This window comes from Methylobacterium sp. NPDC097929 (assembly GCF_049543375.1).
Lineage (GTDB): Bacteria > Pseudomonadota > Alphaproteobacteria > Rhizobiales > Beijerinckiaceae > Methylobacterium.
Genome location: NZ_JBMVEP010000012.1, coordinates 79,402 through 91,391, shown reverse-complemented (window position 1 = coordinate 91,391; position 11,990 = coordinate 79,402). Strand labels below are relative to the sequence as shown.

The window sequence follows — 11,990 nt, the reverse complement described above, 5'->3', positions numbered from 1 at the left end:
CGCGGTGGCCCTGCTGCTCGGCGCCCTCGGCGGCTGCGTCCTGCCCGAACCGGTGAGCGAGGCGGAGCGCCTCGACGTGGCGCTCAAGGATCTCGACGCGATCACCCGCGCCCAGGTGCCGGTCGAGGGCCGGATCAACCTCTACGGGGCCATGGCCCGGGCGCTGCGCTACAACCTCGACCGACGCATCCGGCTGGTCGAGCAGTTCTACGCCTCCGGCGAGTTCGACCTCGCCAAGTACAAGCTCCTGCCCGATGCCAGCATCGGCGGGGGCTATCTCGGCCGCAGCAACCAGGCCGGCTCGTCGAGCCAGTCGCTGCTGACGGGCCGCCAGTCCCTCGAACCCTCGACCTCGCTGGAACGCAACCGCGGCGTCGCCGATGCCCGGGTGCTGTGGAGCACCCTCGATTTCGGCGTGAGCTACGTGAAGATGCAGCAGGACGGCAACGCCGTCTGGCTCGCGCGCGAGGTCGAGCGCAAGACCACCGCCCGCATCCTCGCCGACACGCGCCGGGCCTACTGGCGCGCCTACGCCGCCGAGCGCATCGGCGCCCAATTGCCGGCCATTGCGGATGCCGCCAACGCCGCTATCCGCGCCGCGCACCAAGCGCAGGCCCGGGGCGACCTGACGCCCGAGATCGCCCTCGACTACGAGCGCCGGATGCTGCGCACGCTGCGTGAGATCGAGCGCCGCCAGGAGCTGATGGCGCTGTCGCGGGCCGAACTCGCGGCGCTCATCAGCGTCGATCCCGCCACGCCCTTGCGGCTGGGCAGCCACGAGACGCTGACCCCGCCGAAGCTCCCGGGCGACGCCGAGGGCCTGCGCACCGTCGCGCTGATGTACCGACCCGAACTGTACGAGCACGATTACAAGCTGCGCATCGCCGCGCTCGAACGCCAGATCGAGATCCTCTCGACGATGCCCGGCCTGCGCATCGACACGGGCTACAGCGCCGACACGAACCGCTACCTCTATAACAACAACTGGCTCGACCTCGGGGCCCGTCTCTCCCTGCAACTGACGCAGTTCATCAGCCTGCCCGCGCGCCTGGAGCAGAACGAGACCAAGCAAGTCCTGATCGAGACCCAGCGCAAGGCGATGACGCTCTCCGTCATCACCCAGGTGCACCTCGCCACGCGCGCCTACGGCACGAAGCTCCGCGACTTCGCACTCGCCAACCGCATCCTGCAGAACGAGGCCCGCGCGCTCACCACCATGCGGGCCAACAAGGAGGCGACCACCGCCGGCGAGGCCGGTTTGATCGAGGCCCGGGCCGCCCACGCGCTCGCCTCCCTCGACTACTACTACACCTATGCCGAGCTTCAGGAGGCCTATGCGACGGTGGTGACCTCGCTGGGCATCGACAATTTCGACGGCGAGCGTGAGGGCGATCTGCCGGCGCTCACCGCATCGCTCCGAGACTTCGTGGAGCGCGGCCTGACCGAACGCCTCAGCCGGCACCTGGCCGAGGCGCGCGAGGCCCGCCGCACCATCACCACGGGCTCGGTCCGCCCTCGGGAAGACAGCGGCACCGCCCCGGCGCCCGAGGCCGCCGCGCCGGCCCGCCGCCGGGAGGCAAGCGCCGAAACGACGGCGAGCGTGGCGCCGAGCGCGACGGTGACGGAATGAGACGGCATCATCGTCTCGCGATCCTCGTTCCATCTCTGCTCCTCGCGCTTCTCGGCGAAGCGCGGGCACAGGAGGTGCGCGCCATGATCCTGCCCGAGCGGGAGGCGACGCTGACGTCGGACGGCCCGCTCCTGCTCGAACGCCTCGAGGTCGATCTCGGCGACCGCTTCGCCGCCGACCAAGTGCTGGTGCGCTTCGACTGCTCCCTGCGCGAAGCACGGCTCACCGCGGCGGGCGGCGTGCACAAGGGGGCGCTGGCCCGACTCGCCTCGAAGCAGCGCCTCGTCAAGCTCGGGGCGGTCGGCGCCCTCGAGGTCGAACTCGCCACCGCCGACGCCCAGAAGGCAGAGGGAGAGCTCGCGGAGGCGCGAAACGCCGTCAACCACTGCGTCCTGAAGGCGCCGTTCGCCGGCCGCGTCGCCAAGCGCCACGCCAATGCCCACGAGGTGGTGGCCGCCGACCGGCCGCTCCTCTCGATCGTCAGCGACGGGCCGTTGCGCCTCACGACGATCGTGCCCTCGGCCTGGCTGCCGCGGCTCAAGGTCGGCGACCGCTTCACGATCCGGGTGGACGAGACCGGGCGCAGCTACCGCGCCTCGGTCGCGGCGGTCTCGGGCCGGGTCGATCCGGCGAGCCAGTCGGTCGAGATCCTGGGGCGGATCGAGGGCGCGGAGGATCTCCTCCCCGGAATGAGCGGCACCGCGATCTTCCCCGGCGCGACGGCGGCGCGGTGAGGCGCCGATGACGAGCCATCCCCCGCCCCACAGCTTCTCGACCGACCGCCGCGCGCAGCGGCTCGCCGCCGCGCTCCAGTTGGAGGCGACCTTCCGGAGTGCGCGGAACGCGGCGGAACTGGCCTTCGCGGCGGTCAACGAGATGCAGCGGGTGGTGGCCTACGACACCGCCGCCCTGTTCTGGGCCGGACGGCGCCGGCCCGGCCTCGTCGCGGTCTCGGCGGTCGCCGAGATCGATCGCGCCGCGCCCTTCGCACAAGCCCTGGAGCGGCTCGGCGCGGATCTCTGCCGACACGAGGCCCCGTCGCTCGCCCTGGAAGCGTTCGCCGGCCCGGTCCCGGAAGCGTCCCCGGCTGATCCTGTCGCGGTGAAGGCCGTGCCGGAGGCGGCTTGGCCGGAAGGCATGCCGCGCCACGCGCTCTACCTGCCGCTGCGGCACGGCGGCCATGGTCTGGGCGGCCTGATCCTGTTCCGGCAGAGTCCCTGGATCGAGACCGAGCGCAACGCGGCCGAGCACATGGCGGAGGCTCTGGCTCACGCGGCGGCCCTGTTCCGCCGGCAGGGGCGCTCCTGGCGGGATCTGGCGCGCCTGCGCACGGGGTTGGCCGTCGCGCTCGTCCTGGCCCTGCTCGGCGCGCTTCCGGTGAGCCAGTCGGTGCTCGCCCCGGCCGAAATCGTGCCGAAGGACGCCGCGATCGTCGCCGCTCCGGCAAGCGGCGTGGTCACGGGCATCCTCGTCGCCCCGAATGCCGAGGTCGCGGCCGGGCAGCCGCTGTTCCGCCTCGACGACACCGAGCTGCGCGGCAAGTACGAGGTGGCGCTGCGCCAGCTCGAAGTGGCGCGGGCCGAACTGCTCGGCGCGCAGCAGAAAGCCTTCGGCGCCGACCGGAACGCCGACCGCAGCCGGACCGAGGCGGCGGTGCTGGAGCGCCGCATCGACCTGAGGCAGGCGGAGGCCGCCACCTACCGCGAACTGCTCGCGCGCGCGCAGGTGCTGGCCCCCCGCGCCGGCATCGCCGTGATGGGAGATCCCGAGGAGTGGAGCGGGCGCCCGGTGAAACTCGGCGAGCGGGTGATGACCATCGCCGCCCCGAGCCGGACCCGCCTCCAGATCTGGATTCCGATCGACGACGCCATCGACCTCGAACCCGGCGCGCCGGTACGCCTCTTCCTCAACGTCGATCCCCTGCATCCCGTCGAGGCGCGGCTCGTTCAGACGAGCTACGACGCCGAGATGTCGCCGCTCAACGTGCTGTCCTACCGGGTCCGCGCCGAGTTCGAGGGCGCGGGTGCAGGAGAGGCCGGTGCGGGCGGGGAGGCCGACGGGGGGACGGTGCCGCGCCTGGGCCTGAAGGGGACGGCGAAGCTCTACGGCGAGTCCGTCTCGCTGGCCTACTTCGTGTTCCGGCGCCCGCTCGCCGTGATCCGCCGGACGCTCGGGCTGTGAGCGCAGGCCCCCTGCCCCTCGGCCGGATCATCCCCGGCCTGGCGGGTTCTCCCGGACCCAAGCCCCTGCCGCGCCTGCGCCAGGAACTCGATCTCGTCGAGGGGCCGCGCACGAGGGACGGCGCCCCGACCTGGACGCTGCACGACCCCGTGCGCAACGCCTATTTCCGCATCGGCTGGAGCGCGTTCGAGATCCTGGCCCGCTGGGCTCCCGTCACCGCCGAGGCGTTGGCGGCCCGCGTGCGGGCCGAGACCCGGCTCGAGGTCGACCGCGAGGAGGTCGAGGCGCTGCTGCGCATGCTGCAGGACAACCATCTGCTGGCAGCCGGGGCGCCGGGCCTCTGGCGCGTCTACGCCGCCCACCGCGAGCGGCGGCGCGCGGGGCCGTGGGCGTGGCTGCTGCACCATTACCTGTTCTTCCGGGTGCCGCTGCTGCGGCCCGACGCGGCCCTGGACCGGCTCGCCCCCCTGGCGCGTCCCCTCTTCACACGGCGCTTCGCCGCCCTCGTCGTCCTCGCCGGGCTCGCCGGGCTCTACCTCGCCGGGCGGCAATGGGACGGGCTCGTCGTACGGCTGGCCGCCCTGGCCTCGTTCGAGAACCTGTCCTGGCTGATGCTGGCCCTGGCCGGGGCCAAGGCGGTGCACGAACTCGGCCACGCCCTGGTGGCCAAGCGCTTCGGCGTGCGGGTGCCCTCGGCGGGGCTCGCCTTCATCGTGTTCTGGCCCCGCTTCTACACCGAGACCACCGACGCGTGGCGCCTGACCGACCGGCGCGCCCAGATCGCCATCGACGCGGCGGGCATCGGCGCGGAACTGGTGCTGGCGGTGGCCGCGCTACTTGCCTGGAGCTTCCTGCCGGACGGGACGCCGCGGGACGCCGCCCTGATGATCGCGACGGTGAGCTGGGCCTCGACCCTGGCGATCAACCTCAACCCGTTCATGCGCTTCGACGGCTACTATCTGCTCGCCGACGCCGTGGGCATGCCGAACCTGCAGCCGCGCGCCTTCGCGCTGGCCGTCTGGCATCTGCGCCGAAGACTGTTCGGACTCGACGATCCCGCGCCCGAACCCGTGCCGTCGGCCGTGCGGGCGTGGATGATCGCCTATGCCTGGATGGTCTGGGTCTACCGGCTGGTGCTGTTCGCGGGCATCGCGCTCGTGGTCTACCACTTCTTCATCAAGCTCGTCGGGATCGGCCTCTTCCTCGTCGAGATCGGCTGGTTTATCGCGCGGCCGGTCTGGCGCGAGGCGCGCACGTGGTGGGGCCGGCGCGCGGAGCTGCGCCCGACCCGTTCGGGGCTCGCCGCTCTCGCCCTGCTGACGGCGTCCCTCGCGGCCCTCGTGGTGCCGTGGCGCGGACGGGTCGAGGCACCGGCGGCCCTGCGCGCTGCGGAATTCGTGCGGGTCTTCCCCGCCAGCCCCGGCCGGGTCGCGGCGGTTCATGTCGCGGAAGGGGCACGGGTCGCGGCCGGCGATCCGCTCGTAACCCTGGAAGCGCCCGACATCGAAGGCCAGATCGCCGTCGGCCAAGCGCGAATCGCGGAGACGCAGAGGGAGATCGACCTGAGCGCGGTGGCGCAAGAGAGCGCGGAGCGCCTCGGCGCCCTCGCCGAGACCCTCGCCGCGAGCCGGCGGGAGCTGGCCCTGCAGGAACATCTGAAAACACGACTGACCGTCCGCGCGGCGCTCACCGGGCAGGTGCGCCAGATCGCCGAGAACCTGACGCCCGGTCGCTGGATCTCGGAGACCGAGAGCATCGCCCTCGTCGTCGCCCCGGAGGCTTGGACCCTTCACGCCTACGTCGCGGAAAGCGATGTCGGCACCGTCGAGCCGGGACTGCGAGCCCGCTTCTACCCCGCGCAGGCCGACGTGGCGCCCGTTCCGGCCGTGGTCGAGACCATCGAGCGCGCCGACTTGCGCATGCTGCCCGACGCGGCGCTCGCCGAACCGCTCGGCGGCGCGATGGCTGTGCGCCAGCGGGAGGGACGCTACGAGCCGGTCTCGGCCTATTACCGCGTCCGCCTCCGGGCCGAGATGCCGTCCTTCGCTTGGCACCGGACGATGCGCGGCGAGGTCGTCATCGCAGGCGCACCCCGCAGCCTCCTGCGGCGCTGGTGGCACGCCGTGGCTGCCGTGCTCGTCCGCGAGAGCGGCTTTTAGCACGACCATGGCACTTCGAGGTCCGGCGGCAGCCCGAAGCGGCGCCGAGGTTACGGGCCTTGCAAGGGCAGAATGAGGCAGGCGAACGGAAGAGCAGTTGCGGTGGCTCCACCGGTTTGTTGAGTACGAGCCCGACGATTTGCCGAAAGAGCGGCTCTCGGCGTTGCGGGCGAAGCGAGATCTGGCGATGGCCGACCTTGCGCGGATCCGCCAGACCGGTCCGAGCCCATCCGAGATCGGACCCGAGCTGACCGAGTGCTTCGGCCGTCTGATGCGCGAGACGGTGATGTCGGGCGAGGTCTCGGTCCGACAGGCGTGACTTCAGGCGATCGTCGATCGGATCGAAATTGGCGCGGACGTGATCCGCATCATCGACGACAAGGAGACCCTGGAAACCGCCCTGACCGGCGCAGACGTGCCTGAGTTTCGCAGTTCTGCAAGCAAGTGGCGCGCCCTGCGGGAGGGCGACCCACGAAACTGTGGACAACCGAAACTCGCGTGATCTCAACGATTTTACCTGCCTGACAAACTGCCTGACAATGACCCCACACAAAACTGCCTGACAACGGGGTTCGACGATGGCGGGACGACGTGGTGAATATCTCTTTCAGAGGCGGGGTTCGGCGAACTGGCACATCCGGTTCGTCTACCCCGAAGGCATGCGCAAACCCGGCAATTCGCGGGTGGTGGAGTTTTCTCTGAAGACCCCCGATCGGCGCGAGGCGGAGGTGATCGCCGGGCCGTACATCACCGAGCACAAGCGGGCGCTCCTGCTGAACAGCATCATTCGCGGACCGCAGCGGAGCTACGTCGGACGGCGCTTCGAGCCCGGCCGGATTCACGCCCTGGACGACGGGACGCGGGTGCTCGCCACCACCGATCAACTCACCTACCTCGACCAGAACAATGTGATTGTTCGCACCGAGACGAATGTCGAGAGCGAGCGGGTTCGCTTCTTCCTGGGGGCGGATCAGCGCGCGGAAGTGGCGGCGGAAGCTGGCATCGCGCCGCGGAAGGAAGTTGCACCCCTGCCGATGCCGACCGCGGCAGAGGACAACCGAGACTTCGACCTGATCGACCGATGGCTGAAAGAGAATCGCCTGAACGATCACATCCGGCGCGAGGCGACGATCGCCTTCGAGACGTTCAAGGCGCTTAACGGGAGCAAGCTGTTCTCTGAAGCCGGGTACGACGATGGGAAGCGGTTGGTGGAGCACTTCTTCGCCAAGGGCGAGGCGCACGCCACGGTTCAGAAGAAGGTCGGGCACCTGCGGGCGGCGATCAACTTCGCGACGAAGACCGGCAAGTTCACCGGGATGAACCCGTTCCAGGGCGTGATGCCGAAGCGGCCCCCGCTCCACCTCAACCGCCGCGACATCCTCGACGATGCCGACATGGAGCGGGTGCGGAAGAACCGTCACAAGTTCTCGGATGACGAGTGGTTGATCTGGGCGATGCTCGCAACCACCGGCATGCGTCTGGCGGAGGCGATGTCGATCCAAGATGAGAAGATCGAGAAGGGCATCCGGTACGTGATCGTCGGGACGAAAAACGCGTCGAGCTACCGGCGCGTGCCTCTGCCCGATGCGGTGCTCCCCCTGCTCCCGGCGAAGATCGAGGGTCCGATCGTGACGGGGATCACCACACCCGCGATGTCGAAGCGCCTGAACCGCCGTCTCGGCGAATGCGGGATCACAGACGAAAACAAAGTTGTCCACAGCCTCCGGCACCGGGCTAAGGATCGGCTGCGGGCGGAGGGTGTGGACCTGTCGCTTCAATACGAATTGCTCGGCCACGAGACGAAGACCGTCGCCGCAGGCTACGGGCGCGGCTCGCCCATGACGGTGCTGAAGCCGGTCATCGACAAGATCGGCTTCTAATGTGACCCGCGACGATCGCCTCGAAGAACTTTTTCGCCGCGCGCAAGAGTTGATCCGACAAGGGCGCGCGGAAGAGGCGACGCCGCTCCTGACAGGATTTCATCGAACGCTGAGGGAGACGATTCGTTGAGCATTCAGGGTATCGCGGCTCTCATCTCCAGTACTTCCGGTCGGATGTTGATATTGTATAGGGACTGCGAGATGTTCGAGAAAATCGAAACCCAAATTCTAACTGCAATCAATTCCTGAAGGACTTTAAACATTGATTCAATCATTTGCCTTCATCCTGCGCTCCTTCGTAGGATGGAGAGCTATTTGGAGCTACAGATTCAACGTTCCCACACGATCCCCAGACCCTTCGACGGCGATCATCTCGCAGCAGCGTGCCGGCTCGACGCGGCGCTTCCAGGCTACCTCGCTGCGTCGTTCCATTCTTCCGCGCTGAAACGAACCGCACAGTTCATCGCGTGCGCGGAGACCGATTTCGGTCAGCCTCACATCATGGCGGCTCGACTGGCCGCGATCAGCCCGACCGACATTTCGGCCGCCGATCCTCTCGCGAAGATCGCGAAGGGGCTCATCTCGCTGAGGCCCGCGCAAATCATCAAGGCGGTCTACGGCACTGTCCCGCTGGGGCTGATCGGTCTTCTCGCCCGAATCGGGCACGATCCGCTTCGAGACCCTGCCGACTACCGTCTCGCGTTCGAATTGTTCTCGCGTTCGGAGCACCGAGCCCGCGCCAAGCTCCTCGGCCAGATTGAGGGGAAGATCACCGCGAAATCGCTTCGCATCATCGCGCGGATTGATCCGGTCTTCCTCCGCCCGCATGTTCTCGAAAGAGTGCGCAGCGAAACGTCGCTTGACGCTCTCCACGAGGCTTTGGCGCTGATCCGCAGGCTCGTGCCGAGCGCGACCGATGCGACGCTCATGGAGAGCCTCAACCATCTCTCGCCACGTGATCGCGATCTCTCGAAATGGATTGAGGGTTGGCTGCGAAAGTCAGAGCGGCTCCTCGTCACTCCACCCATTCCGGCAGATGATCCCGATCTACGCCTCATCCCTCTCAAGGACCTCGACGAGGTGGGTCGGAGGCTCGGCAACTGCCTGGGCAGCAGGATCGCCTATGGCGCGCTGGGCTGCCGGCTTCATTACGAATGGGACCGAGACCAGACGGCCGCTGCCGTTGAGCTTCGGGCGCTGAGCGGCGGCGCGTGGGTGATCGAGCAGATTCGTGGGCCCCACAACCAACCGATTACCCCGGCCGGGCTGAAGGCGATTCGCGCGAAGTTCAGCAGCTACGGCGTTCTCTCCTACGTTGCGCCTGGAATGGAGCGGGCCGGATCGCGGTTGGCCTCTCTGCTGCGAGCGTACGACCTCACGGACACCGACGCCGAAGGGGAGTTCGATGATGTTGTCAGTGGGATTGCCGAGGAACTCGCCGACGTGATGGACCACGCGTGATGGATGGATCGGCTGCCATCGTCATGGCCGCGCCCGCGCGCGAAGCTCTGCGGGATGGCCGCGGCACAATCTTCGGCGTGCTCGAACGCCAGAGGATTGTGGGCAAGGTCCTGCTTCGTGATGCTCGTGGAACCATCCTCGGCAGCTATGACGCGCGCTCGGACGTTACGCGCGATGCCTGCGGCCGGCTGGTCGGCAAAGGCTACCTCCTGCCGATGCTGCTCAGCCGTTGATCGCGATCATCGAGTTCCTCGTCGAGAGCCTGGAGGAGCAGGCGCAGCGACTCCGGTCGATGACGGTGCTTCGCACGATCCTCGCCGTTTTCAGCCTTGCGATGCTCGCCTACACGCCGACGATCGGCGGATTGCTGGTTTGGGCTGCCGCCATTCGATATGCCCCGCTCGCGCTGCACGAACGCGAACAGCGCCAGCGAATGGCTTGGGCATGGCAAGCTGCCGACGATAACGCAGAAGCCACCAATGGGGCGCTGAGGCGATTACAGGCACATACGGCTGCGCTTGAGCAGGAGATCGAGCGCTTGCGTGCTCGTGATCCCACGGAGAGCCGAATGGAGCCGGACCCACTGTATCGCACGGTTGGACTTCATGAGCGTGCGCCGGACTGGCTGGTCGTCGCCGCGCGCCGAGCGTATCGGGCGAATCTTCACCCGGATCGTCACCCTCGGCACCGCCGGCAGGCTCACGATCGGTTCGTGCGAGCCGAAACGGTGTTCGACACGATCTACGCGCAGCGCCAAATTCGAGCTTGAGCTTCACCCCGCGGCGGGCGGAGAGCGCCAGGGGTAAATACGTGCATGACGATATTTCACTCCATGCATGCCATCATCGCGTGCCTCAACGCCGACAAGCTCAAAGCCACCCCTCACGTGGTGCCCCAGCCGGGGCTGCTCCGCACTGTCATGGGCGACGATGCGTTCTTAAAAGCGTTGGACGAGCGCCGCAGATGGATTGCGGAACGTTGCCGCGGCTCTTCTCATGCCGATAATCTTAGAGATGAGCGTGGGGGCACCGTTGGTAAATTGTACCGATTCGAACAGGAGCTTGACGCTTGCGCGTTCCGAATGACGTTTTAGCTTGCTACCGGAAAAGTTTGCAGGACCGTCATGCGTTATGGATCATCCATGAGATCGCGTGACGCAGTTGGCGCTTATGGTTCAAGACACAAAGCGATTGACCTATTGATCTGAATTTCCATCACTATCTCTGGAAAGAAGGTTGTATGAGCGTCGCTACCAATTTCCGTGAATTCAGGTCGAGATACCTTATACCGTCCACGACAATGAGCGGCATCTCATATCGTTACAGAAGAATCACAAGACAGCTTAATATCGATTTCTGGAACAACGCATCGGAAACAGCGCATAGTTTGTATGTCGGTTCTTACGGTCGTGACACTGCCGCAAAGGGTGTGAGCGATCTTGATATTGCATTTACACTTCCAAATCTTGTTTACCACCGCTATAATTCGCACATGCGCAATGGACAGTCTTCTCTGCTGCAAGCAATCAGAACGTCCATAGGAAAAACGTATGCAAATTCTTATCTTGGAGCGGACGGACAAGTTGTTTCACTGAACTTCTCGGATGGAATTAGGTTCGAGATACTTCCTGTATTTATCAATACCAGCAATACTTTCACATTTCCTGACTCAAATTCCGGTGGGAATTGGAGGGCATGCGATCCACGGAAGGAAATGCAGGCATTTGCGCTGAGAAATAGCTGTGTATCGAATGGAAATCTGAAAGCAATCTGCCGAATGGCTCGCATTTGGCGTGATTATAACAGCGTTCCAATAAGCGGAATGCTAATAGATACGCTTGCTTTCCAATTTATCGCTGGGTGGCCTCACAGGGACAAGTCCTATCTCTATCACGACTTTTTGGTCCGTGATTTTCTCCTTTATCTCGCCCAGACTGATCTCAAGCAGACTTACTGGAGAGCCCCAGGAAGCGGCTCATATGTCCCAAAAAAAGGAATTTTTCAACGCCAAGCTTATAGTTCATACGAGGTAGTGTTGAGTGCTATTGCCTACGAGGCGAGTAATCGACCGCTCACAGCCAGAAATAAATGGAGAGAAGTCTTTGGACCAACATACCCTTGAGCAGCATGCCGGGGCCTCTCTTGAGGGTCAAATTCGCGAATGTTTTGCTCGCACAGTCTACTCTCACAAAACGCATGAAAAGCAGGGAGACATATGCGCATCGATCCTCAGGAATTATAAAATAGCGCAGATTGCACTTGCCGCCATCACGACCTCTGGGGCGATAGCTGTATTATTTGCGGATCACTTCGGCATCAAAGTTTACACCGCGTTTGTTTCTCTCATAAGCCTCTTCATAACAGGTTATATGAAGGGCTTTGATCCTGGCGCTGCTGCCCAAAAACACAGAGATACTGCGGCAGATATTTGGGCAATACGTGAGTCTTATCTATCCCTTCTAACCGATCTAGTCAGTGGTGCATTAAGCCAAGCCGAGGCGCGATCCCGACGCGATCAGCTACAAAATGCGTTGGCGTCGATCTACAAATCGGCACCGGGTACGACGTCGAAAGCGTATCGAATGGCACAGAAGGGGCTGCAAGAATTGGAGGATTACACATTCAATGCAGGAGAAATAGATAAGTTTCTCCCGCCAACTCTCAAAGACAGGTAGAATAT

Annotated in this window: 13 protein-coding genes; all 13 read left to right on the top strand. The window is 65.3% G+C overall.

Annotation, left to right across the window (positions count from 1 at the left end):
- The first annotated feature begins 4 nt into the window (after positions 1 to 4).
- Complete coding sequence (locus ACPCJR_RS21880) at positions 5 to 1,630, top strand: TolC family protein (protein WP_391514924.1); 1,626 nt, start codon at positions 5 to 7, stop codon at positions 1,628 to 1,630.
- Positions 1,627 to 2,364 carry an efflux RND transporter periplasmic adaptor subunit gene (locus ACPCJR_RS21875; RefSeq protein WP_391514926.1) on the top strand — a complete coding sequence of 246 codons (738 nt, stop codon included), beginning with the start codon at positions 1,627 to 1,629 and terminating at the stop codon, positions 2,362 to 2,364. The genes ACPCJR_RS21880 and ACPCJR_RS21875 overlap by 4 nt, the downstream gene beginning before the upstream one ends.
- Before the next feature lie 7 nt (positions 2,365 to 2,371).
- Positions 2,372 to 3,811, top strand: a complete 1,440-nt coding sequence (locus ACPCJR_RS21870) for an efflux RND transporter periplasmic adaptor subunit (protein ID WP_391514927.1) — start codon at positions 2,372 to 2,374, stop codon at positions 3,809 to 3,811.
- Positions 3,808 to 5,970, top strand: coding sequence for an HlyD family efflux transporter periplasmic adaptor subunit (locus ACPCJR_RS21865; RefSeq protein ID WP_391514928.1), 2,163 nt, complete (start codon positions 3,808 to 3,810; stop codon positions 5,968 to 5,970). The genes ACPCJR_RS21870 and ACPCJR_RS21865 overlap by 4 nt, the downstream gene beginning before the upstream one ends.
- 187 nt (positions 5,971 to 6,157) lie before the next feature.
- Complete coding sequence (locus ACPCJR_RS21860) at positions 6,158 to 6,289, top strand: hypothetical protein (protein ID WP_391514930.1); 132 nt, start codon at positions 6,158 to 6,160, stop codon at positions 6,287 to 6,289.
- Between the two features lie 39 nt (positions 6,290 to 6,328).
- The gene (locus ACPCJR_RS21855; protein WP_391514932.1) at positions 6,329 to 6,472 is read left to right on the top strand and encodes a hypothetical protein; all 144 of its coding nucleotides are present in this window, start codon (positions 6,329 to 6,331) and stop codon (positions 6,470 to 6,472) included.
- Between the two features lie 76 nt (positions 6,473 to 6,548).
- Complete coding sequence (locus ACPCJR_RS21850; RefSeq protein WP_391514934.1) at positions 6,549 to 7,850, top strand: tyrosine-type recombinase/integrase; 1,302 nt, start codon at positions 6,549 to 6,551, stop codon at positions 7,848 to 7,850.
- 315 nt (positions 7,851 to 8,165) lie between these two features.
- Positions 8,166 to 9,311, top strand: coding sequence for a hypothetical protein (locus ACPCJR_RS21845; RefSeq protein ID WP_391514935.1), 1,146 nt, complete (start codon positions 8,166 to 8,168; stop codon positions 9,309 to 9,311).
- The gene (locus tag ACPCJR_RS21840; RefSeq protein WP_391514937.1) at positions 9,311 to 9,544 is read left to right on the top strand and encodes a hypothetical protein; all 234 of its coding nucleotides are present in this window, start codon (positions 9,311 to 9,313) and stop codon (positions 9,542 to 9,544) included. Before ACPCJR_RS21845 ends, ACPCJR_RS21840 begins: the two co-directional genes overlap by 1 nt.
- A complete protein-coding gene (locus ACPCJR_RS21835) occupies positions 9,541 to 10,080 on the top strand; it encodes a hypothetical protein (RefSeq protein ID WP_391514938.1) in 540 nt (179 codons plus the stop codon). The genes ACPCJR_RS21840 and ACPCJR_RS21835 overlap by 4 nt, the downstream gene beginning before the upstream one ends.
- Before the next feature lie 63 nt (positions 10,081 to 10,143).
- Positions 10,144 to 10,404 (top strand): hypothetical protein, encoded by a 261-nt coding sequence (locus ACPCJR_RS21830; protein ID WP_391514939.1) that lies wholly within the window; start codon positions 10,144 to 10,146, stop codon positions 10,402 to 10,404.
- A gap of 146 nt (positions 10,405 to 10,550) precedes the next feature.
- Positions 10,551 to 11,432 carry an SMODS domain-containing nucleotidyltransferase gene (locus ACPCJR_RS21825; RefSeq protein WP_391514940.1) on the top strand — a complete coding sequence of 294 codons (882 nt, stop codon included), beginning with the start codon at positions 10,551 to 10,553 and terminating at the stop codon, positions 11,430 to 11,432.
- Positions 11,413 to 11,985, top strand: coding sequence for an SLATT domain-containing protein (locus tag ACPCJR_RS21820; protein ID WP_391514941.1), 573 nt, complete (start codon positions 11,413 to 11,415; stop codon positions 11,983 to 11,985). The genes ACPCJR_RS21825 and ACPCJR_RS21820 overlap by 20 nt, the downstream gene beginning before the upstream one ends.
- The last annotated feature ends 5 nt before the right edge of the window (positions 11,986 to 11,990 follow it).

Bases quoted from the DNA above. Each gene is read 5' to 3' on its own strand.
- ACPCJR_RS21875 (WP_391514926.1), top strand. From the start codon at position 1,627: ATGAGACGGCATCATCGTCTCGCGATCCTCGTTCCATCTCTGCTCCTC.
- ACPCJR_RS21870 (WP_391514927.1), top strand. From the start codon at position 2,372: ATGACGAGCCATCCCCCGCCCCACAGCTTCTCGACCGACCGCCGCGCG.
- ACPCJR_RS21860 (WP_391514930.1), top strand. From the start codon at position 6,158: ATGGCCGACCTTGCGCGGATCCGCCAGACCGGTCCGAGCCCATCCGAG.
- ACPCJR_RS21850 (WP_391514934.1), top strand. From the start codon at position 6,549: ATGGCGGGACGACGTGGTGAATATCTCTTTCAGAGGCGGGGTTCGGCG.
- ACPCJR_RS21840 (WP_391514937.1), top strand. From the start codon at position 9,311: ATGGATGGATCGGCTGCCATCGTCATGGCCGCGCCCGCGCGCGAAGCT.
- ACPCJR_RS21830 (WP_391514939.1), top strand. From the start codon at position 10,144: ATGCATGCCATCATCGCGTGCCTCAACGCCGACAAGCTCAAAGCCACC.
- ACPCJR_RS21825 (WP_391514940.1), top strand. From the start codon at position 10,551: ATGAGCGTCGCTACCAATTTCCGTGAATTCAGGTCGAGATACCTTATA.